Source organism: Amycolatopsis tucumanensis (genome assembly GCF_021654135.1).
Taxonomy (GTDB): Bacteria; Actinomycetota; Actinomycetes; order Mycobacteriales; family Pseudonocardiaceae; genus Amycolatopsis_E; species Amycolatopsis_E tucumanensis.
In genome coordinates this window covers 44474-69230 of the sequence record NZ_JAKGSD010000022.1, presented here as the reverse complement: position 1 = coordinate 69230, position 24757 = coordinate 44474, and the positions used below count along the sequence as shown (strand labels likewise).

Below are 24757 nucleotides of genomic sequence, written 5' to 3'. Positions count from 1 at the left end.
AGTAATGCCCGTAAGGTCTTGACGAAAGTGGCCCCTTTGGCCTTCACAGCCCTCGCGGCGGGTGACCTAGCCGCCCCGGATCGTGGCTTAGTACTGCAACGGCAGTTAGGTGAGTGGGTAGCCGCGTTGTTAGTAGTGGCTGAGGCGGGCTTGGTGTTGTCGTCGGCGGCGGAAGGATGACCAGGCCCAGACGTGCTCGGCGGTGTCGGCGACACGCAGGACGAGTTTGGTGAGCAGTCGTCGGATCTCCGGTAGCGTGAACCCGATCATGCCCGGCTCGCTGACACCGATTCCCCTTTTATGGCAAGGGATCTGGAGACGGCGAGCCAGGCATGGGCGAGCATCGACAGCGTGATGTGGGCATACCATGCGCGCCATGACCGGACCTGGTAGTGATCGAGTCCGGCTTCGTTCTTGGCCTGCTGGAAGCATTCTTCGATCCGCCAGCGGGTGCCGGCGATCCAGGCCAGGTCCAGCAGGCTCGAGCGGCGGGGTCCGTAGCAGACGTAGTAGGCGATCTCGGTCGGATCCGAGAGTGAGCGGCGGGCGAGCAGCCAGTGCCCGCGTCCGGGCTGCCAGCCGATCCGGATCGGCACCCGCGCCCAGTCGTACTCCCGCGGCCCGTGCGCCCCGGCGCCGACCGACAGCCTCCGCCACGACCGGGTGGGCAGGCCCGCGATCAGCTCGTCGGCTCGGGCCTCGCGGCCGCCGGTGGTGACCAGGGTGTCGTTAACCTTGGTGGCCAGCACATGCGCGGCATCGTGAGCTTCCAGCCACATCCGCAGATACTTGACCTGGCCGTATGCCTCATCGGCGGTGATCCAGGCGAACGGCACTTTCGCGGCGAACGCGCGCCCCAGCATCGCCATGGCTTGCCGCGGCTTGGTCTCGAACTCGGTTCCCTCCGGTATCCCCGCCCGTCGGCACCGGGCAGGGTCGGCGATCCAGGGCTCGGGCAGATATAGCTCGCGATCGATCAGCGCATGCCCACGAGGCGATGCATAGGCGAGGAAGGTTCCGATCTGGCAGTTCTCGATCCGCCCGGCGGTTCCGGAGTACTGCCGTTGCACCCCGGCCGAGCGTGTGCCTTTCTTCAGGAAGCCGGTGTCGTCCACGATCAACACCCCGCCCGGCTCGCCGAGGTGCTCGATCACGTAGTCCCGGACGTCGTCCCGCACGCCGTCGATGTCCCAGTCCGCCCAGCGCAGCAGCCGCTGCATCCCATCCGGCGACATCTCGCCGGCCTGCTCGGCCAGTGTCCACCCGTTCTTCCGCTCCAAGCCCGCGACCAGCCCGGACACATACACCCGCGCACGACCACGCGGTTCCGACCGCGCGAACCGGCCCCCGATCCGCTCATGCACCCGATCCAGCTGCTCCATCACCACATCGACCACCACGAGGATGATCTACCACAACACTGCCAACTGCCGTTGCAGTATTAGCCGAGGATCTTCTCCTCTGCCGTGAACCTGTCCACATAAAAACGTCCGAGTTCAAGCCAATCGGCCGCTGATGCACGGTCGTCCGCGAAATCGTCCAAGCAGGTTGCGACTTCCTCGAGCATCCAACCATCTCTCAGGTAGGGCCTAATCCACTGTCCGTCGATCTCCCACGCGGTTGAGGCCCACCTGCGCGCGGCGGACCGGTGAACGTCGCCCCAGAACAGGTTGCCCGGGTTCATGCCGCCCAGACTGGGGAACCGCGCCGCCGCGCCCCAGCGCCCCCATACGTGGTTGAAGTTCAGCTCCAGCGCCATCTTGTCGCTGGTCAAGCCCTCGATCCGAGCGGCGATCACACCCAGCGCCAGTCCCTTAACGACGTGCTGACCTGTTAGTCCTTGGTCGCTCTAACCATGGACTCGACCTTAGCCAGGCCTCAAACTCACGGTCGGCGGACGCGCTCAAACTGAAGGCCCAGAGTCCGCGTCGGCTGAAGCCGGCCCCGAGATCCGGATTTCGAGCAGGCAATGCACCGTCGGAGTACCCGCCAAGACGGTTCCGGCCGGCCAGCTGCTCACGCCGGGACGTGCAGGTCCCGGCACGTGCTGCTTCGAACGTGTGTCAGGGGACGGCTGCCCACCCAGCCCATGGCCGTGGCCCTCGCTCGCCCCGGATGCAGGCCAGCCGATGCGCGGCCTGCTCCTGGTAGCGCGGATTCTCCGCAGCGAGCTGACAGGCCATGAGCGTCATGCGCAACTCGCGGATGTCTCTCAGGACGTCGAACCCCGGCCAGGTGGTGACGTCGTGGCCGTAGGCGCCGCAGTAGGCAGTCCACTCTGGTTCGGCGAGCCACCCGGTGGTGACGCGGGACACAGCCGTGGAGACGAGATCCCACTCCGGCGGCCCGATCGCCGTGCGCTCGAGGTCGAGCAGGATCGCCCGGCCGTTCGCGGTGCGGGCGATGTTGCCGCGCCAGGCGTCACCATGCACGACGCCGCGAGGTAGGCCGGCGGGGAGGCCGGCGTACCGGTCCTGCAAGGCGGTGAGGTGCCCGGCCAGCCATGCCCGATCGGTGCCAGTGAGCGTGGTTGCCCTATCGATACGTTCGGCCAGCCGAACGAACGGCGCAAGTGCCGGCAGTGTGAACCCGGCCGGCGGGTCCAGCTTGTGCACCTGGCGGAGGGCTGCGGCGACGTCGGCCACAGTTCCTTGTTCGTGAGGTGGCAGCTCGTGCCAGAACGTCACCGGACGTCCGACGACGTGCACCGGCTGGTCGATGTCACGGATCACGCGCACCGCGTCTACGCCGCCCTCCTCCAGCCAATGAGCGACCGCGACCTCCTTGGCAGCCGCGGCGTCCTGCCCGGCACGAGCGATGCGGGCGACCACGCCGCCCGGAAGCCGCCACAGGTCGTTCTCCCCGAGGCGGATGAGGGTGGCGCCGGATGCGTCAAGCCCGGCCAGATGGGCTGCCTGGCCGAGCACGGCACGGCTGGTGTCCTCGCGGCTCATCGCGCCACCGCTCCACCGATTCGGTGGGCCAGTTCTGCGACGGCGTTCTCCCGATCATGGTCACGCGCCAGTTTGCGCAGGTCCCGCAGGTCGTCCGCGGCTCGGCGTGATTTGATCGGGCCGGACCAGTCCAGTGCCTGTGTCCCGAGCGCCGCCGCTTCGGCAGGGTCACCCGTGACCATCACGAGGGATGCCAGCTTGATCTGGGAGATCGCACGTGATCGGGCGTGTCCCGCGTCGTGGCCCGCGACGGCCGCGGCGAGGCGACGGCGGGCCTCGCTCCTGAAATGGCCGTGCATCGCGGTGTCCCACAGGGCGTGTCCGGTGTCTCCGGCATGTTGTGCGGCGTCGTAGTAGGCCATCCATGGCGGGTCGTTGTCGGGTTGACTGCGGCTGAACGCGTCGTCGGCGACGCCCACGGCGGCAGCGGTTTCCTCGACCCGGCCGAGTTTGGCCAGGGCACGGGCGCGGGCGGTGTGCAGCATCGCCTGCTCGGTCGCGGTGAGGCGATCCGCTCGCACGAGGGCCAGTTCGGTGTAGGTCAGACCACCATCGGCGTCCCCGCACCAGATCGCCTGACGGGCCATCGAGGAGAGCACCTTGGCGCGCAAGTGCCAGTCCCCGGCGTTCTCCGCGCACAAGAGGGCGAAGTCGAACATGCGGCGGGCATCTTCGTGGGCGTAGGCGTCGAAGGCCATGAACGCGGTGACGTGCGCGAGATAGCCGACCGCCGACAGCATGTCCCGCCGCACGGCAGGTGAGCAGCGGGCATTGAGCAGTTCCGCGCAATGAATCAGCTGCGCCGTGACAGCCTCGCGGACGACACCGCCGCCGTACGTGGCATCCCAGGAGCCGAACGCGGAGGCCGCGGTCCGGACCTCACGGACGTGGTCCATGCCGATGCTGGCGGGAACAGGTGTTCGCTCGCTGGGAGCCAGGAGATCGGCCAGGGACGACCTGGCGATCGCGGCACCGGCGGTCACGCCTACTGCTGCGCGAAGAAACTGCTGTCGGTCCACGTCGGCCACGGTAGAGCGGGAACGGCGCGGGCGCTGGAACCCGAGGTCGGCATCCGTGGCCGCCCCGAGCACGGCACGAAACGCTTCCCGGCGGATGGGGTCCTGCGGCCAGCGGATGCGGCCTGTCTCCAGCTTGCCGATGTAGTTGGCGTTCAGGTCGTCACGGCGATCCTTGTGGGTGCGGATCCAGGCGTTGACCAGCTCGGCGAGTTCCTGCCGACTGAGGGGTTGACCTGTGGCATTGGGCGACTCGACGCGCTCGCGGGCACGCTTTAGGCGGTCGTTCGGCTCGATGGTCATCAGGGCTCCGGGCGGACGACGGGTTCGTGCTCAGTCTGACACTGTTCGTAACCGCCCGGTAGCCGGGAACGTCCCAGCAATCATCCCCTCAACATCCCCTTGACCTACCTGCTATCTGGGCTGTACAGGCACCTGAGCTGCCGCGATGCTGGATGCGTGAGCGAGGTCAAGCGAGAGTTCGACGTCCTGGGAAACCTCATGCGCATCAACGCGGGTATGGGCGGCGCGACGCGCCGGATGCTGGAGTTCCAGGACGCCCACGGCCACCTGCCGCCGCATGAGTTGCGCGAGATGGCCGGGATCTTCCGCGACGTCGGGACCTACCTCGAGGACGAGGCCACGCGGATCGAGCAGGCCAGCACTCGGCCGTCCTTCCGGGCTCACGCTTGAGCTGCCCGTGCCCGCGCGACTGTGCACCCTCCCCGCGCGCGGGCACGGGCGACCAACTCCGTTCTCGCCGACACTCCGAGGAGTTCCCGTGCATGACCTGATCGCCAGCCAGTTCCTCGAGGACTTCCTTCTGCTGCGTCCGGGCAGCCCCAGCGGGATCAAGATCGGCCCACGTCGACACCGGGAGCTGGAACAGTCCGGCACGGGCCGATGCCCCCAGTGGCTGGTCGACGCCGTCCGGCGCCGCTGGCCCGACCTCGACCTCACCGGCCACCGGGTCGGCGAGGCGGTGCTGGTTCGTCCGGTCTCCCCCTTCGGGTATGGGCGGGCGTCGTATGAGTTGAACCTGGGCTGCAACTACGACTGCAAGCACTGTTACCTCGGGCTGAAGAAGTTCGAGGGCCTGTCCTGGCCGGATCGGGAGCGGCTGCTGCACATAATGCGCGACGCCGGCGTGCTGTGGCTACAGCTGACCGGCGGCGAGCCGCTGATCGACAAGCTGTTCCCCGAGGTGTACCGGTGCGCGTTCGAGCAGGGCATGATGCTGTCGATCTCCTCCAACGGCTCCCGGCTGCACAACCCCGCGATCCTCGAGCTACTGACCACGATGCGCCCGTACCGGCTGACGATCAGCGTCTATGGCGCCACGGCCGAGAGCTACGACGGGCTGACCCGCCGCCGCGGCTCGTTCGACAAGTTCCTGCGCGGCCTCACCGCCGCCCACGAGGCCCGGCTGCCGATGAATCTCAACCTGATCGTCACCAACACCAACGCCCACGAAGTCGACGCCATGGAAGCTCTGGCCGAGCGCTTCGACCTGCCCTACCACGTGTTCTCCAACATGTCGCCGACCATCTACGGCGGCGCCGAGTCCCTGCCCGCCCAGTCGCAGGAGTACCTGCGCAAACGCAAACCCTTCACCGGCTGCTCAGCCGGGCACACCTTCTTCCACGTCGACCCGCACGGCATGGCCAGCATCTGCAAAGTCGGCCGCGACCCGCAGATCCCGCTCATGACCGAAGGTGTCGAGGGCCTGACCCAGCTCGGCGGGATCGCCGACGCGCTGCTGCTCCGCCAAGGCGGCTGCACCGGCTGCCAGCTCCAAGGCTCCTGCGGCACGTGTATGCCGCTGGTGCAGCTCTACCGCAAGGCCAAAGCACCACTATCGGCCTACTGCCAACACGGATCCTGACTCCGAAACCCGCGGAAGGAGGTGATCGCCGTGACCGCTGTCCTGCTCGAGCTGCAGCCCCCGCGTACGGACTCCGACGAGCTGGAGTTCGTCGACGACCTCGACGTGCTGGTCGAGTCCTCGAAGTGCTCCTGCAACGCAGGTGACGACAACCCGTACTGACCCGCCCACTGGGGCATCGGCGTGTCCGCGCGCCGGTGCCCCACCGTACGGTCCTAGTCTGCAACGCATGCGATTGCGGGCCGACTGGTTGAGTCGTGTGCTGACCGTGCCCTACGTCCCGGTTCTGGGACCCGCGCACCCCGACCTGTGCACCCCGGAGATGTTCATCGACGTGTTCACCGAAGTGCTGACCGCCAGCCGAACCGGCGTCGCACTCCCGTTCGACAAGGACCGCCGCTGGTCCCCCACCAAGGACGACACGGTGCTCATGGACGAGATCGTTCACCGCCCTGACCACACGATCATCCCAGTCGTCACCCGACGCGGCGGCGGCACTGTGAAGACCTACTTCTACGGCGACTCCCCTGATCTCGACGCGTTACGGGCGGCGACACGCCGCTGCTGCACCACCTACGCAGCAGCACACGGACGGGTGATGTGGTTCAGCACCAACCCCACCGGCCACGCAAACCAGACCCGGGTGCTCGTCAAGGACTTCAACCACCCAGCCCCCGAACCCACGACAGACCCGGCGGTGACCGAACTGGACGACTGCGACCGCGACGTCGCCGCCACCTTCGCCGACTTCGCCGCAGCGATGGCCGACCACGGATTCGAATTCCTGCACAATCGCCGCGACGCCGGCCACCAGGACGGACCCATCCTCGTCACCCAAGCCGGCGGCCGCGTCGTCGGCGCGATCGGCCCGCTGACCATCATCTCCGACCGCTCCGGCCGGCGAATGCTGCTGCCGCAGTACTTCGGGGTCCTACCTGGGCAGCGGGGTCATGGTCACGGGCGAGCTCTGTGGCGCGCCGTCGAGCGCTGGAGCGTGCACCACCGCGCCCATTACCAACTGCTCCAGACACGTGTCGATGGAGCATCCGATCGACTGTTCCTGTCCGAAGGGCTGCGGCCACTCGGCTATGCGAGCACCGTGCACGCATGACCCCCGCCTCCACCTGGTCCACCGCGCAGGCGATGAACCCCACCGCACCACGGCTCCAGTGGGAGCAGTTGCCTACGGCAGTGCGAGCAGCCGTGCAGGAACGGGCCGGCGAAGTCCGCCGCGCAGAGACGATCAGCGCCGGACTCAACACCGCGTTCACGGCGCGGCTGCACACCGACACGGGCCTGGTTTTCGCCAAAGGCACCCACAGCGCGCGTGCCGCCGCGCAACGCCGGGAAGCCTTCATCAATCCACACGCGTACCCGATCGCACCACGCCTGCTGTGGGAGATCGACATCGCCGGGTGGCACGTGCTCGGCTTCGAGCACCTCGAAGGCCGTCCAGCCGACCTCTCGCCCCACTCGACCGATCTCCCGGCCGTGGCTGCCCTGCTTGCTCACCTCACCGAACTGCCGCCGCCGCCGACCGGGTGCCGCCGGATCGAAGACCGGTGGGCCGACGCTGCCGAGCAAATCGCATCCGATCCTGCCCTACTCGCCGGGGACCATCTTCTGCACACCGACCTCAACCCGAACAACATCATCATCACCGAGCACGGGGCACGCCTCGTGGACTGGACCTGGCCGACCCTCGGCGCGCCCTGGATCGACACCGCCTGCACCGCACTCTGGCTCATCGCCGAAGGACACCCCCCAGTCACCGCCGAGACCTGGGCAGCCAGCAACCCGACCTGGACCACCGCGACACCGCAAGCGCTCGACACCTTCACCGCAGTCAACGCCGCACTGTGGACCGAGATCGCAGCCAACGACCCGCGCCCCTGGAAACTGCGGATGCGCGACGCCGCAACAACGTGGGCACAGTACCGGGCGCGCTCCTGACCGAAACCAGTTGAACAATACCTGTGAAAGAAGCGTTCGAGGACGGCTGCGAGGACATTCCCAGTACGTCAGCGGATCGCGCACCACCCAGCCCGGAGCCCTCGCCACCGCCAGATGAGGAGGCCAATGCCCGATCCCCACGACTTCCTATTCTTCACCGCCCACTCCTGGACCGGAACCCCGCACATCCGGAAGCCACACAAGTGAACCGAACTGGTGTGGACCAATCTGGACCAGCTACCCGAGGACGCACTCGATTTCCTCACCGCAGCCTGGCAAGACGGGAAACACGGACATCGCTTGCGGGAGTATGGATTTGCACCGGGCCAGCCTGACGACTGTTGGGGGGCGGGCTGCATGTCGGTCGACGAGTTAGCCGAGCGTCTACACCGCGCCTTGGCATGCATCGGCATGGCCCGCCGCGCCTTGCGGACTGCCGCGGGACTCACCGGAGAAGCAGCTGAACACTGGGGACAGGCCTTCGCTGGCGCGACCGGTGAAGGTGCCACTCTCCCCAGCGAGGCCGGTAACGCTGCTCAGGAGATGACCGGCAACGACTCCACCCTGGGCGTCGTCGAAGCGATGCTGCAGCGTTACCTCGAAATCCTAGGCGCCACATCAGCTCGGCCTGCGGTTGGGCCGAGTGCTCCGAACGATCGTGCCAGCAAGGAGTCCCCGACCGCTGAGGATCACTCAGCAGACGACGCGGTGGCGGCCGCTCGAGCTGAGTTGCCCCCGCCCATTCGACGGGGCGAGCGGGGGCGGAAGACCCATGGTCGCTGGTGGACCCCGGACGGCGCGACCGTCCCGATCGTCAGCGGCAGGGACCCTGACCAACAGCTCGTGGATCGACGGCTGGAGGATCTTGGCATGCCACTGCGGCCGGTCACTCGATCAGCGGATGTCGAAATGAAGCTGGCGGCGCACATGGCAGCGAACCACATCCGGCACGCCACCGTGGTGATCAACAATCGCCCGTGCACTGGTCCGGCCGGGTGTGACACGCTGGTTCCCGTCTTGCTGCCCAAGGGCTCGACCCTCACGGTCCACGGTGTCAAGCCCGATGGGCAGCCGCTAGTGAAGGTATACCGAGGAGGCGCACGACCGTGGTGGAGCTAGACGCGTGGTTCGACCCCGAAGCCGAAGGCCCAACCCCAGTGCGGACGCCCGCGGACCTCGACGCCGTCCTTGACACCGTCACCGGCTGGGAAGGCGCGAACAGCATCCAGTTGTTCGTCGCTGGCGATCCCGGGCGAGGCATGCTCGAAATCGGACTGGACAGCGAGCGGGGCCGGGGCGTGGCGTTCTACAGCGCATCCGGCCAGGCGTATTACTCGCACGGCCCTGAGATGCTTCCGGAACCGCCGCTGTACTACTACCAGGACAACGACACCGAGTACCCCGCCGACGCGGAGCTGCCGCTCGAGATCATCCGGCGAACCGCCCATGACTTCTTGGCCACGGGCCGGCGGCCAGCAACGATCGAGTGGCGGTTACCAGCTTCACGGTAACGGCGCTCGTTCTCAGGTCGGATGCCGCAAGGGATGTTCATGAGCCGCGGTTACCCCCAACGAGGTCTCGTACCGCCGTAGCGGAACGCAAGCCCGTTCGGACACACCGGTGTCGTGTGATGCCTCAGTCAGGCTGATGAAGCGCCCCGTGCTCGTCGGTGAGGTCGAGCACCGGCAGTAAACCGCCGGCACTCGGCTCCGATACCCCTCGTGGCGCGGCGCTGGTTACGCCCGGATCCGCGAGGCCAGCGACGGCGATCCAAGGCGGACGAACCGCACTCCGATTACTGAACTCGTCGGAGACCACCAACCGCAGGCCCCGGAAACTCACCGAGAAACTCGTCACTGCGGAGCCCTACGACGTCGGCCAATTCACGCCGACTGTAGCCGTGCTCTGCAAGATGGATACGAACCATAGCGTCGACAACGGTCGGTTCCTCGCGGGCGACCTCGACCGGCTCGTTTCGGCTGAAGCCGTGCTGCGACATCTGCACGCACAAGCTCCGGTAGCGAGAAGGGGTGATCACTTCAAGGTCGCGGGCACGGCGGATCAGAGCCGACATCGCGGTCTTCCAGTACCGCTTGAGCGCAGCTGCCTTCGCCAAGTCAATGCCGTGCAGTTGCGGCCGGATTTCCGCTGCTGGCATCAGCAGCTCGGCCGCGAAATCGTCAGCTTCTCGTTCCGCACGCCCTTCCTCGAGGGGCGGCTCGGAGTGCATCACCCAGTGGCCCAGTTCATGGCACATGGTGAAACGCTCGCGGTCTGCAGACATCCCCTCGTTGAGCACCATCATCGGGTTCTCGCCTGGACGCCACACGCTGATGGCCGAAATCCTCGGCGATCCCAAGTCGCGTCGCACGACGTAAACGCCCGCGGACTCCAGCATGGCGATGACGCTGTCGATCGGACCCATCGGCAACATCCATCGGGCGCGAATCGATCGCGCCACTTCGGTCGCAGAGGGGTATTCGCCCTCGTCGTAACACGGCACGGAGAAGGGTGCCTTGATGTCGATGGAGCTGGAGAGTCGTCGCAGCCGCATCGAGAGAAAGTTGACGTTGGCCTGAATCTTCCGCAAGGTCGTCTGTGGCAAGGTTTGCTGCTTGCGGTGATAGAAGCTCGAGCTGCCGAATCCGTAGACCGGGTCCGTCCACTCAAGAACATGGCGGGGGTAGCGAAGAACGTCGGCCAAGCGCTGCAGCTTGTCCTCGGACAGCTCCGTGCTGCCGTTCTCCGCCTTCGACAGGGTGCCTTGCGGCACGCCTGCCGCCTGCGCGAGGTCCTTCTGGGTCATCCCTCGCGACTCCCGCGCCATGACCAACATGCGCGGGTTCATCGTTACTCCTGCTCTTCGCTGGTCTTCTTCTTGTGAGCGCTCTCCACTACGACGGCCGGAAGTGGCGTCGGCTTCGGACCGATCGGAACCACCGTAGCGTCGCCCGCACCCGGGATCTGCAGGTTAATCTCCCACAGGTTGTCCCCGTTGAACGGGCACACGATCGCCAACCGGGCATACTCCTGCTCGAGCTTGTCCAACAGGTACCCGGCGACGAGCGTGGTCACGGTCAAACCATCGAGGCTCAACTGCTGCGACTCGAACGCCTGACGCTGGAGCGTCTGTATCCCCGACGTGCGAAGATTCCGACCGCTGAACTTCTTGAACCTCACGACGAGGCGACCGCTGAAGGTGAGGGTCAGGAACCCCCGCTTCTCACACACATCGACGCCCGGCTCACTGTCGAACAACTCGCGGGCCTTCGCTGCCATCGCAGCACTGATCCACGTCGCTCGGCTCAACTTGCTCTGCTTCATCGTCTGCTCGGGCGGGAGCGCTTCCCAACTGGGCAGGCCGGCGGCGCACACCTCGGCGAGCTTGGAGAGGTGGGGAGCAAGGAGGGCCTGAGCCTCGTCCTCCGAGATCACGTCCGGGAGCATGGCCCCATCGTCGCACACTTAAAAAAGTCGGTCAAGATATTCGCGAACTATTCGCGGCGGCGAGTCGCCGCAGGTGACACCCGTGGGCTACCGGCTCTGTAAGGTCTCGGCACCTGGTTCGGGGCTGGGCGTGCCACGCCCGCACCGCCTCGTCCCGTTCGGCCCGCGCTCTTCCCGGCGTGAAGCCCCCTACCGCAGGGCTGCAGCCATTTACCAGGACTCAGCCCTTGGCCACCAAGTCACAAGACCATCGACCAGATCCGCAGTGTGCTCGGGAGCGTCGTCCGGGTATTCCTCCCAATGGGAAGCCCCGTCGTCATCGTGGACGCGGAAACCCTCGCGGTAGATGGCGAACAGGAAGCCTCCGGCTGCGCCATGCGGGCGCCGGTAGACCCACTCCGGCATACGGGTGGCCGGGAGGGTCTGCTCGATCCATTGACGAGCCTTTTGCTCGGTCATGAAGTCCTGCTCGACCACGCACTCAACGGCATCGTCGTCACCAATGCCCAGCATGATCGCCGCGCTGAACCTAGCCTGAAGCGTGCCCCCGATTCCGGCGCTCATGCTTGTCCCCCTCACGTCCCCGGCGGGCCCCTCCAGCATGCGCGACGGGCTACACGGTCGCCAGCCGTCGTCCACCGCTCCTGACCGGGTCGCCTCGGCCGCCACCAAATCCACTCGGGAAGATCACCCGGATGGAGGACCACCCTGGGGCCGGGTTTCGCGACCCCATTTCAAATGGGGTCAGGCGCTGCCCCAGTTTTGCCCCACCTACTGAACGGTAACTGAAGCGCGATCCATAATGGACAAATTTTAGGTGCACCAAAAAATATCGCCTGACCTGCAAGTTCAAGCAGGTCAGGCGATCTTGAAAACTGTGGAGCTAAGGGGACTCGAACCCCTGACCCCCACACTGCCAGTGTGGTGCGCTACCAGCTGCGCCATAGCCCCGGAGCGAAGTTGTACTCCGCATCTCGTCTGCGACTACTTTACATGACACCGGGATGGCCGTTTCGCGGGGGGTCGGTCGTGCGAGACCGACCCCCCGCGTCGGTTCATCCCGCCTGGTTGACCAGGTTCGTCAGCCAGCCGTCCTGCGTCCAGTTGATGACCTGGCCGTTGTGCAGGACCGTGGGGGTGCCCTGGAAGTTCGGGTCCTTCGAGACCTCGGCCAGCGCAGCGTTGAGCTGCTGGTCGTAGGTGCCGCCGTTCACGCACGTCGCGAACTCGGGCGCGGTGATGCCCAGGTCCTGCCCCAGTTTGATCAGCTGGGCCTTGTCGTAGCCACGCTTGCCCTCCTCCGGCTGGGAGGCGAACAGGCTGTCGTGGAAGGGCGTGAACTTGCCCTGGTCCGCCGCGCACAGGGAGGCGTTCGCCGAGTCCAGCGAGTAGCCCGCCGGGTCCGACTGGTTGTTCAGCAGCGGGATCATGTGGTACGTGACCTGCACGTTCCCGGCCTGGATCTGCTCCTCGATCTGCGTCCCGTACTTCTGCTGGAGCTGCGCGCAGTAGGGGCACAGGAAGTCGGCCCAGATGTCGAGCTTGACCTTGGCGTCGGCCTTGCCCGAGACGACCGTGGCGCCCTGGCGCTCGTCCGCGGTGTCCAGCGCGGCCGCCGCCGTCTGGGGCGTGATGGTCGTGCCCTCGGTCTCGTTCTTCGACGCGTTCGTCCAGATCACCCCGCCGATGACCACCGCGGCCAGCACCACCACCGCGACCACCGACACGATCGTCTTCCGGCTGGGGCCGCCACCACCGCGGGCCTGGGTCACCGCCCTGGCCGCCGCGGACTGCTGCTGGCGGCGCTTGCGCGCGGACCGTTCCGCTCCACCCACGTTCTTCAGATCCTCTCTTCTTCCAGCTCGGCCTGCGGCGCGCCGCCGCGAAGCCAGCCGTCCAGCGCGAACCGGCTCGCCGGGCGCACGACCAGCCAGCAGGCCAGGACCAGGAAGCCCACGTCACGGGCGATTTCCTGGGGGTACCGGGTCTGCCCCGCCGCCACCTCGCCACCGCCGCCGAAACAACCGCAGTCGATGGTCAGGCCCCGCGCCCACGACTGGGCCACCCCGGCGATGAACACCACCAGCAGCACGGCCGAAGCGACGGCCACCCAGCGCGTGGCGAGCCCGAGCAGCAGGAAGACGCCGAGGGCCAGCTCCAGCAGCGGCAACGCGGTCGCCACCGGGTGCAGCAGCGCGTCGGGCAGGACGTCGTAGGCCTTGACGGCCAGGTACGTCTGCCCGGAGTCGCTGATCTTGGCGATCCCGGAGACCAGCCACACCGCGGCCAGGCCGAGCCGCACGAGGGTGCCGACGGCGTCGAGCACGGAGGGGGACGGGCGGAACACGGACCCAGGCTAGCGGCCTGCCCTGAGAAACCTGTGAGTTCCGGGGCCAGCACGCGAATGCCATACGTCCGGGTGACGAGGGACTCAGCCACCGCCCACCGTCTACGGTTGCTCACGCCATGAACCTGCCCGATCTCCCCGTCCGCGCGGTCCTCGGCGAACTCGCCGACGCCCTGTCCGGTCACGGCACCGCGGTGCTGGTCGCACCGCCCGGGACCGGCAAGACGACGCTCGTCCCGCTGGACTTGATGACCCGGACGGACGGCCGCGTCGTGGTGGCCGAGCCGCGCCGCCTCGCCGCGCGTGCGGCGGCCGCCCGGATGGCCGCGCTGCTCGGCGAACCGGTGGGCGAGACCGTCGGCTACTCCGTGCGCGGCGACCGGAAGGTGTCGAAGCGCACGCGCGTCGAGGTGGTCACCTCCGGCCTGCTGGTCCGGCGCGTGCAGAACGACCCGGAACTGCCCGGCGTCGCGACCGTGCTGCTCGACGAGTGCCACGAGCGGCACCTGGACGCCGACCTGCTGCTCGCCCTCCTGCTGGACGTGCGTGCCGGGCTGCGGGACGACCTGCGCCTGCTCGCGACGTCGGCCACCGTCGCGTCCGGGCGGCTCGCGGACCTGCTCGGCGGGGCGCCGGTGGTCACCGCGCAGGCGCGCACCTACCAGGTCGAGACGACCTACGTCCCACCCGCCCGCGGCGAACGGATCGAGGCGTGCGTCGCCCGGGCGGTGCGCAGGGCGCTCGCCGAAGGCGACGGCGACGTCTTGGCGTTCCTGCCCGGCGTGGGCGAGATCGCGCGGGTCAGCGGGTTGCTCGACCTCCCGGACGTGGACGTGCTGCCCCTGCACGGCAGGCTCGCGCCCGGCAAGCAGGACGCGGCGCTGCGCCCCGGCGACCGCCGCCGCGTGGTGCTGGCGACCGCGGTGGCCGAGTCGAGCCTGACCGTGCCGGGTGTGCGGGCGGTCGTCGACTCCGGGCAGACCCGGGTGCCCCGGGTGGACCACCGCCGCGGCCTGCCCGGCCTGGCGACCGTCCGGGTGTCGGCGGCCGTGGCCGAGCAGCGGGCGGGCCGGGCCGGGCGGGAGGCGCCCGGCCGGGCGTACCGCTGCTGGCCGCAGCACGAGCAGGCCAGCCTGCCCGCCTACCCCGAACCGGAGATCCGCACCGCCGAACTGGCCCGGCTCGCGCTGGAGCTGGCCTGCTGGTCGACACCCGACGGCGCGGGCCTGTCCTGGTGGGATCCGCCACCGGACGGCCCGCTCGCCGCCGGCCAGGACCTGCTCCGCACGCTCGGCGCGCTGGACGGCGACACGGTCACCGAACGCGGCCGGCGCATGGCCGAGCTGGGCCTGCACCCGCGCCTCGCCCGCGCGCTGCTCGACGGGGCCGCCCAGGTCGGCGCCCGTTGCGCAGCGGAGGTGGTGGCGCTGATGGACGCGGGCGGCACGCTCACCGACGTCGAGGCCGAGCTGCGCCGCCTGCGCGACGAGCGCGGATCACGCTGGCATGCCGAGGTGCGGCGCCTGGAGCGGCTGGTGCCCGGCGGCCCGGAAGCGCCCGACCCGGCGCTGGTGGTCGCGCTCGCCCACCCGGAACGGCTCGCCCGGCGGCGGGGGCCGGATTCGCCGGTCTACCTGATGGCGGGTGGCACCGCCGCGGAACTGCCCACGAGCGGCGGCCTCGGCGACGCGGAATGGCTCGCCGTGGCCGAGGCGACGCGTGACCCCGGCCGCGCGCACGGGGTGATCCGCCTCGCGGCCCGTGCGGACGAAGAGCTCGCGGTGCGGGCTGCCCCGAACCTGGTGACCGAACACGACGACGTGTCCTGGAACGGCGACGTGGTGGCGCGGCGGGTCCGGCGGCTGGGCGCGATCGTCCTGCGTGACCGGCCGCTGCGGGACCCGGACCCCGCTCTCGTGCGCGAGGCCCTGCTGACCGGCCTCCGCGAGGGAAACGTCCTGACGTGGTCGACCGAGGCCGAGCGCCTGCGGGCGCGGATCGCCTTCCTGCACGACGTCCTCGGCGACCCGTGGCCCGCCGTGGACGACGCCGCACTGTTGTCCAGAGTGGACGAATGGCTGGAGCCGGAGCTGTCCCGCGCTCGCCGTCGCGCCGACCTCGCGCGGATCGACACGGCCTCGGCGTTGCGACGTCTGCTGCCCTGGCCGGAGGCCGGCCGGCTGGACGAACTGGCGCCGGACCGGATCGAGGTGCCCTCCGGGTCGCGGTTGCGGCTCGACTACGCGTCCGGGCGGCCAGTGCTCGCGGTGAAGCTGCAGCTCGCGTTCGGGTGGCGGGAAACCCCGAAGGTCGCGGGTGGGCGCGTGCCGGTCGTGCTGCACCTGCTCTCCCCCGCCGGCCGCCCCGCGGCGGTCACCGGCGATCTGGAGTCGTTCTGGGCGAGCGGGTATCCGGCTGTGCGGGCGGAGCTGCGCGGGCGCTACCCCAAACACGCCTGGCCTGCGGACCCTCAGGCGCCGTAGAACCGCTCCGGCCGGGCAGGCAGATCGCGCTCGAGCTCCTCGTTCTCCTCCTCGTGCAGGCCGAGCACCACCGCTTGCCGGATCTGCTCCCGGTTCTCCCGCACGACGTGGGCGAAGAACGCTTCCGTCCGCGGGTCGATCAGCACCTCGAGCATGACCCGCATCGTCGTGTCCACAAGGGACCGGAGGATCTCGTCGTGGAACGGGAGCTTGGACAGTCTGCCCGCCTGCGGGTCGTCCTTGATCTTCTCGGTGATGATGGCGCGCAACGTCTCCCGGTTCTCGCCCAGTGACCTGGCCAGGTTTTCCGGGTAGTTGCCGGTCTCGATGACCTTGACGACCTCGTCGAGCACCGCGATGGTGATCGGTTTCTTGATGGCCAACACGATCGGCCGGGACATGCGCTCGACCAGGCGCTGTGTGAACAGTTCGCCGAACGCGCGGTCGGCCGTGCGTGCCAGCCGCACGATCACGATCACGATCCGCAGCAGCCGGAAACTGCGCAGCGCGGGGTGCGCGATCGGGATCATGCCGAGGATCTCGTACCAGTTGCGCAGCGGAAAGCGCTTGTCCCACCCGGCGCGTGACCACCGCCAGAGGAACTCGATCAGGAACACCCCGCAGATCGAGGTGTCGATGACGAAGATGCGGTGCGCCGTTTCGGGCGAGTGCGGGAAGAACGTGACGTAGACGACCAGGCCGACGGAGACGACGGCCAGCGCCAGCATCGCCACGTCGAGCGGGCTCACCCTGCGCCGGGAAATCATGGGGCGCATTCTGCCCTGCCGAAAGTGCAGGTGCGTGGATGCCCTTCGGCCGATGCGCCCCGGCGTGTCCGGTTCCTACCGTCGAGGCCATGATCACGGTACGCGCGCTGACGAAGCGCTTCGGCGGGAAAACCGCCGTCGACCAGCTCACCTTCGCGGTGCGGCCGGGCAAGGTTACCGGGTTCCTCGGCCCGAACGGCGCAGGCAAGTCGACCACGATGCGCATGGTGCTGGGGCTGGACCGCCCGACCTCCGGCGAGGCACTGGTGGACGGCAAGCGGTACGGGGACCTGCGGTGGCCACTGCGCACGGTGGGCGCGCTGCTGGACGCCAAAGCGCTCCACCCGGGCCGCTCGGCGGCCAAGCACCTGCTGGCCATGGCCCGCAGCAACGACATCCCGGACCGCCGCGTCGAGGAGGTGCTGGCCACCGTCGGGTTGTCGGACGTCGCGGGGAAGCGGGCCGGCCAGTTCTCGCTCGGCATGGGGCAGCGGCTCGGCATCGCCGGGGCACTGCTCGGCGACCCGGGAGTGCTGTTGTTCGACGAGCCGGTGAACGGTCTCGACCCGGACGGGGTGCGCTGGGTGCGGCAGCTGATGCGCTCGCTCGCCGCGGAGGGCCGGACGATCCTGGTCTCCAGCCACCTGATGAGCGAGATGCAGCTGACCGCCGACCACCTCCTCGTCATCGGCAAGGGACGCCTGCTGGCCGACGCGCCGCTGGGTGAGCTGCTCGCCGGCGGTTCGGTGGTGCGGGTCCGCTGTGCGGAACCGGCCGACGGTGCACGGCTGGCGGCCCAGCTGCCCGGCGCGCGGGTCGAGGGCGACTCGGTGCTCGTGACCGGCGTGACGGTGGAGTCGATCGGCGACCTGGCCTTCGAGCTGGGCGTCCGGCTGCACGGGTTGAGCGAGGAGCGGGCGTCGCTGGAGCAGGCGTACATGGAACTGACCGCGGACGCGGTCGAGTACGGCGCGGACTCCGCGCGGAAGGCTGGTGTGCGATGACGACGACCGCGGCGATCCGCTCGGAGTGGGTCAAGTTCTGGTCCGTGCGCTCGACCTTCTGGGGCCTGGCCGGCGCGGTGGTGCTGATGCTGGTGTTCGTGCTGCCGTCGGCCACTTCCGTGGCCTACAACCGCAGCACGCAGGAGTCGGCGCCGGATCTGGTGGCGGGCGGGAGTTTCTACCTCGCCGAGTTCGCGGTGATCGCGTTGGCGAGCCTGTTCATCGCAGGCGAGTACGCGACGGGCAGCATCCGAGGGACATTGCAGTGGGTGCCGGTCCGGAGCCGGTTCCTCGCTGCGAAGGGCGCGGTGCTGGCTCCGGTGTTGTTCGTGCTCGGCGTGGTGGTCGCGGCGGTGGCGATCGCGGTGGCGACGCCGTTGATGGACGGTTTCGGGCGTGCCGCGTCGACCGGCGAGATCATCCAGGCGTGCGTGGCGAACGGGGCCTTCTTCGCGCTCACCGGTTTGCTCAGCCTCGGGATCGGGACAGCGCTGCGCAGCGTTGCGGGCAGCGTCACGGTGGCGTTCCTGGTGATGCTGATGACCGCGATGGTGGCCGGTTCGCTCGGGCTCGGGGTCGTGAACTACATGCCCGGTGTCGCGGGCGCTGCGGCGCTCGTGCCGTCCGGGCAGCCGAACCCGGTCTCCGGGCTGGTCCCGCCGTACCCGTCGTGGGCCGGTCTGCTGATCCTCGCCGCGTGGGCTACCGCCGCGCTCGTCGTGGGGCACGAGGTGCTGCGGCGCCGGGATGCCTGAGCTCATGTCACCAGCCCCGCCTCGTAGGCGATGATCGCCGCCTGGACCCGGTTGCGGACGTCGAGCCTGCCGAGGATCGTGCTGACGTAGGCCTTCACGGTGCCCTCGACCACGAACAGCCGCTCGGCGATGTCCGCATTGGACAGTCCCGCGCCGACGAGCGCGAGCACCTCGCGCTCGCGTGCGGTCAGGACGGTGATGCGGTCCCGGGCCACCGCGGCCCGGGACATGCGGTCGCCGGACAGCTGGGCGATCACCCGCTGCGCGACCTTCGGAGACAGGAAGGCCGCACCGTCGGCGACGGCGCGGACTCCGGCGATCAGCTCGCGGGGGTCGCCGGACTTCAGCAGGAACCCGCTGGCGCCGCCGGCGAGGGCGCGCTCGATGTAGGCGTCCTCGCCGAAGGTGGTCAGCATGATGACGCCGGTGCCGGGCAGCAGGCCGCGGATCTCCTCGGCCGCGGCGAGGCCGTCGAGGCGAGGCATGCGGATGTCGACGAGCGCGACGTCCGGCCGGGTGCGCCGGGCCTGCTCGACGGCCTCGCGGCCGTCCCCTGCCTCGGCGACGACCTCGATGTCGTCGTCCGCGGACAGGATGGCGGCGACGCCGGCCCTGATCATGGCCTCGTCGTCGGCCAGCAGCACACGGATCACGTCGGAACCTCTCCTCGGTCACTGTCGTCGGTCAGGAGTTCTTTGCTCACGAGCCGGTCGCCCGCGAAGCAGAGCCGGTAGGCGTCCAGGCGGAGCTGGGTGATGCTGCGGCCGGTGCCGTAGTACTCACACGCCAGGCCGGGCGGCTCGGGCGCGCGGACGTGCGGGCCGCGTTGCCGTTGCGGCAGGACGGCGGCGATCTCGGCGCGGACCTGGCCGGGACGCAGCTGCTCGTAGTCGGCGGGGTCCAGCACGGAGGTCTGCCACTCGTACAGGTAGACCGTGCCCACCACACCGAGCAGCCCCGCCATGATCGAGGGCGGCACGATCAACGCGGCGAGCAGCCGTCGGCGCACCTCACGCCGGGCCTGGACGTGCCGGCGGGCGGACTCGGACTGCACGGGTTGGACGGGCGCGGGAGCGGCGGCGTGCGGAAGCCGGGCCACCACCTCGAAGCCGCCGTCGAGCGGCCCGGCCCGGAGGGTGCCGCCGAGCAACCGGACGCGCTCCCGCAACCCTTCGAGCCCCTGGCGCCCGGACACGGTACCCGGCAACGGCCCGGCGGGCGGCGGCCCGTTGCACACCCGGACGACGGTCTCCTGGTGACCGCGGGAGATGGTGACGGCGACCCGGGCGCCGGGGGCGTGCTTGGTCACGTTGGTGAGCGCCTCCTGGACTACGCGGTAAGCGGCGCGTTCGACCATCGGCGGTTCCGAGGTTGGTCCGTCCGAAGAGGACGGCGCGCTGGGAGCCGGTGATGGGTTGTCGGTGTTCGGTGCGAGTGGCGGAGCAGCATCCGCACCCGAGGCATCCGGCATCGGGTCGGCGAACGGAACAGAACCGTTTCCGGAGCCGGCCTGGCCCGGGGCGACCGGAGGAACAGAACCGATGCCCGGAGTCGGGTCGGCGATCGAAGCGGCATCAGCGTGCGGACCGGCAGCCGCCCGGGCTGGGGCGCCGGTCTGCGATGGGGTGGCAGCATCAGCCGGCCGTGGAACGACAGCCTGCGGTGGGGTGACCGCTCGCGGCGAGGTGGCATCAATCGGCCGTAGAGCGACAGCCTGCGATGGGGTGACTTCGGCCGACGGTTGATCGACAGTCGGCCGCGAGGCGGCATCAGCCGATGGTGGAGCCACAGCCCGCCGCGAGGCGGCATCAGCCGATGGTGGAGCCACAGCCCGCCGCGAAGCGGCATCAGCCGACCCCGGAGCCACAGCCCGCGGCGAGGTGGCATCAATCGGCCGTGGAGCGGCAGTCTGCGGTCGCGCCGCAGCCTGCGGTAGGGCGGCGGCCTGCGCCGGGGCACCGGCGTTTTCCCCCGCAACCCCAACACCCGCCGGCTCTTCCGAGAACTCGATGTCCACTCCGGACGCTCGTGCGCGCTCGACCAGCGCAGGGACGCCTCCATGGACCGGGTCGACCGGTGGGGCGTCTTCGCGCAGCAGGCCGATGATCTCGCGCAACCGCTCGGTGGCCGCGGCGGCGCTTTCGCGCAGTGCCTTGGCTTCCGCGCTTCCCGACATCTCCAGCGCCGCCGCGCGCAGGGCGATCAGGCTCAGTTCGTGGCCCAGCGAGTCATGCATGTCGCTGGCGATGCGGGCCCGCTCGCGCAGCCGGGCCTCCTCCGCGACGATCCGTTGCCGCAGCTCCAGTTCCTCCGCGCGCTGCCACCCGGACCGCACCAGGTCGTCCCGCGTACGCATGTACCGGCCGAGCTGCCACGGCAGCACCGCGGCGAACAGCATCACGCCGATCACCGCGCCCCAGTCGGCCATGGCGTGCCTGCCGATCGCGAGCGACAGCGGGACGCCGATGCCCCCGATCGTCAGGAACGTCGCCAGCGCGGGGCGCACCGACTCCATCCGCCGTCCGGCCAGGCAGGCGAACGGCACCATGAGCAGCACCGGCCACACCGGAACCCGGCCGCCGAAGCTGAACATCATGGCGAGACTCGACGCCACCGCGGCGGTCAGCGACAGCCACGGGCTGCGCCGGGTGGCGGCGACCGCGACCACGATCGCCACCAACCCGCCGATCAGCTCCCACGGCTGGGCGTTGTGCCTGCTCTCGTACAGCAGCAAGGCGACGACCGGCGCCCCGGCCAGCACTTCCGCTGTTCTTCCCCAGAATCTCCCCACGAGAGGGAACGGTACCGACCAAGGTGGAGGGACGGTATCTGTCTAAAGACAGGTTTTTGTCGTCACACGGATGAATTCGAGGACCTGCGGCCACGAGATCGCGAACGCCTCCGCGTTGACCGGCTCCCCGTGCCGCGTCTTGTTGGCGAAGCCGTGCTCGGCGGCCGGGTACACGTGGATCAGGCTCGGACCGGTTTCCCGCGCCTGCAACGCCGATTGCAGCTCGTCGAAGCGCGACCGGGGGACCAGTTCGTCGGCCGTGGGGTACATCGTCATCACCGGCGCCTTGATCAGCCCGGCGTGCGCGATCGCGTCCATCGTGTGGTTCGGCGGCGTCTCTCCCGGCACCGTCGGGTGGTACGCCACCACGTTCGCCACGCGGTGATCCCGGCCACCCAGGATCAACGCGAACCGCCCGCCGAGACACCACCCGATGACGCCCGCCTTGGCGCAGCCCAGCTCGCCGAGGAGGTGGTCCAGCAGCTGTGTCTGCTCGTCCAGCGCGACCGCGTCGTCGAGTTCGGGCATCTTCGCCAGCAGGTCCGGCATCGACGTGTCGTCGCTGCTCGGGCCGTGGAACGGGTCCCACACCAGCGCCGTGACGCCGATCGCGGCGATCGCCTCGGCCCACTCGCGCAACTGCTCGCCGATGCCGGTGACCATCGGCAGCAGCAGCATCCCGGACTCACTGCCGCCCGCGGGCCGCGCGAGGTAGGCGTTCAGGCCGTTGACGGTGAGCCGTGACGTTTCGATGTCCTGTGTCATGCCGCGACATTAGGCATGATGATCGGCATGGCCGAACGCACCCTGGCCGAACAGCTCGGCGCCGAACCGCCCGCGGGCGTCGCCGCGCTGGACCCGGCCCACCAGCAGGACCTAGCCGACGCCGTGCGCTCCGCCCGGCGCCGTCAGGCGGCGGCGCTGGCCAAGGCGGGCAACGACGCGCTGAAGTTCGTGCCCGCCCTGCTGCGGCCCGCCGTCCGGAAGGCCGTCGGCCTGTGACGCCCCAGGAAGCGGAGATCCGCAAGCTCGCCCGCGTGCTCGGAGTAAGCGCGGAACGCCTCGGCTACCTCGCCGACGTGCCCGTCGAGGACCTCCGTGAGCTGCGGGAACGCGCCACCACGGTGTTGTTCGACGCGCACCTGGGCGTGCTGGAGCGGATGGCAGGCGCGAGCAAGCTGCTGCCCATCCCGGTGCTGGCGAAGATGGCCGAGCGGGTGTTCGGGCCGTTGCTCGCCGCGCGCATCGCGGGCCTGGTCGAAGCCTCCCGCGGGGCGGAGATCGCCGGGCGGCTGTCCCCGGCGTTCCTCGCCGACGTGGCCGCCGAGCTGGACCCGCGGCGGGCGCGCGGGATCATCGCGAAGCTGCCGGCGGGGGTGGTCGTCGCGGTCGCGCGCGAGCTGAGCAGGCGGCGGGACTGGATCACCATCGCGCGGTTCGTCGACCACCTGCCGGACGCGACGATCGTGACCAGCCTGGAGTTCATCCCGGACGCCGCGCTGCCCGAGGTCGCCGCGCTGCTCGACGACCCGGCGAGGATCACCAAGGTGCGCGACCTGCTGCCGCCGGAGCGGCTGGCCGCGCTGCCGGAACACCTGCGCTGACCGTTCCCATTCGTCCAAGCCGGCGGCCCGCCGCTGGCGCCACCATGGACGGCATGATCCAGCGAATAGTGCCTTACCTGACCACCACGGACCCCGCTGGAGTGCGGGACTTCTACGTCGGCGTCCTCGGTCTCGAAGTGGCCATGGAGGACCCGGTGCTCAACCTGCGCTCGCCCGGCAACCCGGCGGCGCAGGTCATCGTCCAGCGGCCCGGGTCACCCGAACCGCGGTTCGGCGTCGACGTGGGAGCTCCGGACGCCGTCGACGCGGCCCACGCCGAAGCCGTCGCCCGGGGCCTGCGCGTCGTCTACCCGCTCACCGACGAGGCGTGGGGCGTGCGGCGTTTCTTCGTGGCCGATCCCAGCGGCTCAGTGGTGAACGTGCTCGCTCACGCCGCGACGATGAGGTAGATGCCGTAGAGCACGACGGCCGCGCACGCGGCGAAGCACACGCCCGCCGTCACCGCGCCCGCCGTGCCGCTCTCCCCCGTCTCCCTGGCGTCGGCGCGGGCGGCGACACCGCGGACGCCGACCGCGAACAGCCCGGTCACCACGGCCACCGCCGCCAGCGCCGTCACGAACACGCTGCCGAGGGCAGCCCAGTCGATGTGCACGGAATGCCTCCTCAGACCGCCACGGGAACGGCTTGCTCGGGCTCGGCCACGGACTGCGGCGTCACCGGGTTGCGCCGCGACCAGAGCCAGATGCCCAGCGCCGCGGCGACCAGCACCAGGCCGACGACCACCGTGCCGACGGTGCCCAGGGTCGCGACCTTCGCCGCGACCGCGCCGACCGCGGCCGCGGCGGGCAGGGTCAGCAGCCACGCCAGCGCCATCCGGCCCGCGACGCTCCAGCGGACCTCGGCCAGCCGTCGTCCGACGCCGGACCCGATGATGCCGCCCGAGCAGACGTGGGTGGTGGACAGCGCGAACCCGAGGTGCGAGGACGCCAGGATCGTGGCAGCCGCGCTGGTCTCGGCGGCGAACCCCTGCGGTGTCTGCACGTCGGTGATCTTGCGGCCCATCGTGTGGATGATCCGCCAGCCACCCATGTAGGTGCCCAGCGCGATCGCCAGCCCGGCGCTGAGCACGACCCACAGCGGCGGCCCGGACCCGGCGGCCAGCGCGCCGGAGGAGATCAGGGTGAGCGTGATGACACCCATCGTCTTCTGCGCGTCGTTCGTGCCGTGCGCGAGCGAGACCAGCGACGCCGACAGCACCTGCGCACGCTTGAACGACTTGCCCACCACGTCCTGCCGCACCTTCGCGGTGATCCGGTAGACGAGGTAGGTGCCGACGACCGCGACCAGCCCGGCCACCAGCGGCGAGGCCACCGCGGGGATCAGGACCTTCTGCACGACCTGGGCGAAGTGCACCGCGTCGGCCCCGGAAGCGACCCAGGTGGCGCCGATCAGGCCGCCGAACAGTGCGTGCGAGGAGCTGGACGGCAGGCCGACCAGCCAGGTCACGAGGTTCCACAGGATCGCGCCGACAAGTCCGGCGAAGACGACCACGGGGGTGACCTTGGTGTCGTCGACGATCCCACCGGAGATGGTCTTGGCCACCTCGACGGACAGGAACGCGCCGATCAGGTTGAGGATGGCGGAGATCGTGACCGCGACCTTGGGTTTCAAGGCGCCGGTCGCGATGGAGGTGGCCATGGCGTTGGCGGTGTCGTGGAAACCGTTGGTGAAGTCGAAGGCCAATGCGGCGACGATGACCACCAGGACGATCAGCGAGAGGTCCACACCTC

The 24757-nt window shown here is 69.5% G+C and carries 29 protein-coding genes and 1 tRNA gene; 13 read left to right on the top strand and 17 right to left on the bottom strand.

The features are described from left to right. Positions 1 to 129 precede the first annotated feature (129 nt). The 5 genes from L2C96_RS22115 to L2C96_RS22095 form a co-directional block, all read right to left on the bottom strand. Complete coding sequence (locus tag L2C96_RS22115) at positions 130 to 270, bottom strand: hypothetical protein (RefSeq protein WP_237337570.1); 141 nt, start codon at positions 268 to 270, stop codon at positions 130 to 132. After that, positions 267 to 1400, bottom strand: a complete 1134-nt coding sequence (locus tag L2C96_RS22110) for an IS701 family transposase (RefSeq protein WP_237337569.1) — start codon at positions 1398 to 1400, stop codon at positions 267 to 269. The genes L2C96_RS22115 and L2C96_RS22110 overlap by 4 nt, the downstream gene beginning before the upstream one ends. 41 nt (positions 1401 to 1441) lie before the next feature. Continuing rightward, the gene (locus tag L2C96_RS22105) at positions 1442 to 1774 is read right to left on the bottom strand and encodes a hypothetical protein (RefSeq protein WP_237337568.1); all 333 of its coding nucleotides are present in this window, start codon (positions 1772 to 1774) and stop codon (positions 1442 to 1444) included. 289 nt (positions 1775 to 2063) lie between these two features. After that, positions 2064 to 2954 carry a phosphotransferase family protein gene (locus tag L2C96_RS22100; RefSeq protein ID WP_237337567.1) on the bottom strand — a complete coding sequence of 297 codons (891 nt, stop codon included), beginning with the start codon at positions 2952 to 2954 and terminating at the stop codon, positions 2064 to 2066. Further along, positions 2951 to 4273, bottom strand: coding sequence for an NsdA family TPR-like regulatory protein (locus L2C96_RS22095; RefSeq protein WP_237337566.1), 1323 nt, complete (start codon positions 4271 to 4273; stop codon positions 2951 to 2953). The genes L2C96_RS22100 and L2C96_RS22095 overlap by 4 nt, the downstream gene beginning before the upstream one ends. A gap of 156 nt (positions 4274 to 4429) precedes the next feature. Between L2C96_RS22095 and L2C96_RS22090 the strand changes: the two genes are divergently transcribed. The 7 genes from L2C96_RS22090 (at position 4430) to L2C96_RS22065 (ending at position 9319) form a co-directional block, all read left to right on the top strand. Continuing rightward, positions 4430 to 4663: a hypothetical protein gene (locus tag L2C96_RS22090; protein WP_237337565.1), complete on the top strand. Its 234-nt coding sequence runs from the start codon at positions 4430 to 4432 to the stop codon at positions 4661 to 4663. Positions 4664 to 4751: 88 nt separating this feature from the next. Continuing rightward, complete coding sequence (locus L2C96_RS22085; protein ID WP_237337564.1) at positions 4752 to 5855, top strand: radical SAM protein; 1104 nt, start codon at positions 4752 to 4754, stop codon at positions 5853 to 5855. A gap of 30 nt (positions 5856 to 5885) precedes the next feature. Then, positions 5886 to 6017 carry a hypothetical protein gene (locus L2C96_RS44595; protein ID WP_272883045.1) on the top strand — a complete coding sequence of 44 codons (132 nt, stop codon included), beginning with the start codon at positions 5886 to 5888 and terminating at the stop codon, positions 6015 to 6017. A 67-nt stretch (positions 6018 to 6084) separates the two neighbouring features. After that, positions 6085 to 6966 (top strand): GNAT family N-acetyltransferase, encoded by an 882-nt coding sequence (locus tag L2C96_RS22080; RefSeq protein WP_237337563.1) that lies wholly within the window; start codon positions 6085 to 6087, stop codon positions 6964 to 6966. After that, a complete protein-coding gene (locus tag L2C96_RS22075) occupies positions 6963 to 7808 on the top strand; it encodes a phosphotransferase family protein (protein ID WP_237337562.1) in 846 nt (281 codons plus the stop codon). Before L2C96_RS22080 ends, L2C96_RS22075 begins: the two co-directional genes overlap by 4 nt. 357 nt (positions 7809 to 8165) lie before the next feature. Continuing rightward, entirely contained in the window at positions 8166 to 8927 is a 762-nt protein-coding gene (locus L2C96_RS22070) for a DddA-like double-stranded DNA deaminase toxin (RefSeq protein WP_237337561.1), read from the top strand. Beyond that, positions 8915 to 9319, top strand: coding sequence for an Imm1 family immunity protein (locus L2C96_RS22065; protein ID WP_237337560.1), 405 nt, complete (start codon positions 8915 to 8917; stop codon positions 9317 to 9319). Before L2C96_RS22070 ends, L2C96_RS22065 begins: the two co-directional genes overlap by 13 nt. Before the next feature lie 284 nt (positions 9320 to 9603). On the opposite strand, the gene L2C96_RS22060 is transcribed toward L2C96_RS22065, so the two are convergent. The 6 genes from L2C96_RS22060 to L2C96_RS22035 form a co-directional block, all read right to left on the bottom strand. Continuing rightward, positions 9604 to 10656: an XRE family transcriptional regulator gene (locus tag L2C96_RS22060; RefSeq protein WP_237337559.1), complete on the bottom strand. Its 1053-nt coding sequence runs from the start codon at positions 10654 to 10656 to the stop codon at positions 9604 to 9606. 2 nt (positions 10657 to 10658) lie between these two features. Further along, positions 10659 to 11243 carry a hypothetical protein gene (locus tag L2C96_RS22055; RefSeq protein ID WP_237337558.1) on the bottom strand — a complete coding sequence of 195 codons (585 nt, stop codon included), beginning with the start codon at positions 11241 to 11243 and terminating at the stop codon, positions 10659 to 10661. 222 nt (positions 11244 to 11465) lie between these two features. Continuing rightward, positions 11466 to 11819, bottom strand: coding sequence for a hypothetical protein (locus L2C96_RS22050; protein ID WP_237337557.1), 354 nt, complete (start codon positions 11817 to 11819; stop codon positions 11466 to 11468). A 314-nt stretch (positions 11820 to 12133) separates the two neighbouring features. Next, positions 12134 to 12206 (bottom strand) — tRNA-Ala (locus tag L2C96_RS22045). Positions 12207 to 12310: 104 nt separating this feature from the next. Next, the gene (locus L2C96_RS22040) at positions 12311 to 13090 is read right to left on the bottom strand and encodes a DsbA family protein (protein ID WP_020417630.1); all 780 of its coding nucleotides are present in this window, start codon (positions 13088 to 13090) and stop codon (positions 12311 to 12313) included. Between the two features lie 5 nt (positions 13091 to 13095). Further along, positions 13096 to 13602, bottom strand: coding sequence for a MauE/DoxX family redox-associated membrane protein (locus L2C96_RS22035; protein ID WP_020417629.1), 507 nt, complete (start codon positions 13600 to 13602; stop codon positions 13096 to 13098). Between the two features lie 119 nt (positions 13603 to 13721). On the opposite strand from L2C96_RS22035, the gene hrpB reads away from it, so the two are divergent. Next, the gene (gene hrpB / locus L2C96_RS22030) at positions 13722 to 16085 is read left to right on the top strand and encodes an ATP-dependent helicase HrpB (protein ID WP_237337556.1); all 2364 of its coding nucleotides are present in this window, start codon (positions 13722 to 13724) and stop codon (positions 16083 to 16085) included. Here hrpB and L2C96_RS22025 read toward each other — a convergent pair. Continuing rightward, complete coding sequence (locus L2C96_RS22025) at positions 16073 to 16852, bottom strand: hypothetical protein (RefSeq protein WP_027935805.1); 780 nt, start codon at positions 16850 to 16852, stop codon at positions 16073 to 16075. The genes hrpB and L2C96_RS22025 overlap by 13 nt on opposite strands. An 89-nt stretch (positions 16853 to 16941) precedes the next feature. Between L2C96_RS22025 and L2C96_RS22020 the strand changes: the two genes are divergently transcribed. Both L2C96_RS22020 and L2C96_RS22015 read left to right on the top strand, forming a co-directional pair. Next, complete coding sequence (locus tag L2C96_RS22020; RefSeq protein ID WP_237337555.1) at positions 16942 to 17856, top strand: ABC transporter ATP-binding protein; 915 nt, start codon at positions 16942 to 16944, stop codon at positions 17854 to 17856. Next, positions 17853 to 18611: an ABC transporter permease gene (locus tag L2C96_RS22015; RefSeq protein ID WP_237337554.1), complete on the top strand. Its 759-nt coding sequence runs from the start codon at positions 17853 to 17855 to the stop codon at positions 18609 to 18611. The genes L2C96_RS22020 and L2C96_RS22015 overlap by 4 nt, the downstream gene beginning before the upstream one ends. 2 nt (positions 18612 to 18613) lie before the next feature. Here L2C96_RS22015 and L2C96_RS22010 read toward each other — a convergent pair whose 3' ends face one another. From L2C96_RS22010 to L2C96_RS22000, 3 genes are read right to left on the bottom strand one after another with little or no spacing between them, the layout of a single operon-like run. Beyond that, complete coding sequence (locus L2C96_RS22010) at positions 18614 to 19264, bottom strand: response regulator transcription factor (RefSeq protein ID WP_020417624.1); 651 nt, start codon at positions 19262 to 19264, stop codon at positions 18614 to 18616. Beyond that, entirely contained in the window at positions 19261 to 21402 is a 2142-nt protein-coding gene (locus L2C96_RS22005; protein ID WP_237337553.1) for a histidine kinase, read from the bottom strand. Before L2C96_RS22005 ends, L2C96_RS22010 begins: the two co-directional genes overlap by 4 nt. Positions 21403 to 21444: 42 nt before the next feature. After that, positions 21445 to 22167 (bottom strand): dienelactone hydrolase family protein, encoded by a 723-nt coding sequence (locus L2C96_RS22000; protein ID WP_020417621.1) that lies wholly within the window; start codon positions 22165 to 22167, stop codon positions 21445 to 21447. A gap of 27 nt (positions 22168 to 22194) precedes the next feature. On the opposite strand from L2C96_RS22000, the gene L2C96_RS21995 reads away from it, so the two are divergent. The 3 genes from L2C96_RS21995 to L2C96_RS21985 are packed head-to-tail and all read left to right on the top strand — an operon-like array spanning position 22195 to position 23416. Continuing rightward, the gene (locus tag L2C96_RS21995) at positions 22195 to 22404 is read left to right on the top strand and encodes a hypothetical protein (RefSeq protein WP_027935804.1); all 210 of its coding nucleotides are present in this window, start codon (positions 22195 to 22197) and stop codon (positions 22402 to 22404) included. Beyond that, positions 22401 to 23006: a hypothetical protein gene (locus L2C96_RS21990; protein WP_237337552.1), complete on the top strand. Its 606-nt coding sequence runs from the start codon at positions 22401 to 22403 to the stop codon at positions 23004 to 23006. Before L2C96_RS21995 ends, L2C96_RS21990 begins: the two co-directional genes overlap by 4 nt. Positions 23007 to 23059: 53 nt before the next feature. After that, complete coding sequence (locus L2C96_RS21985) at positions 23060 to 23416, top strand: VOC family protein (RefSeq protein WP_237337551.1); 357 nt, start codon at positions 23060 to 23062, stop codon at positions 23414 to 23416. Here L2C96_RS21985 and L2C96_RS21980 read toward each other — a convergent pair. Both L2C96_RS21980 and L2C96_RS21975 read right to left on the bottom strand, forming a co-directional pair. Next, positions 23395 to 23619, bottom strand: a complete 225-nt coding sequence (locus L2C96_RS21980) for a hypothetical protein (RefSeq protein ID WP_020417617.1) — start codon at positions 23617 to 23619, stop codon at positions 23395 to 23397. The two genes, L2C96_RS21985 and L2C96_RS21980, sit on opposite strands and share 22 nt — an antisense overlap. 11 nt (positions 23620 to 23630) lie before the next feature. After that, positions 23631 to 24752, bottom strand: coding sequence for an inorganic phosphate transporter (locus L2C96_RS21975; RefSeq protein WP_020417616.1), 1122 nt, complete (start codon positions 24750 to 24752; stop codon positions 23631 to 23633). Positions 24753 to 24757: the final 5 nt, after the last annotated feature.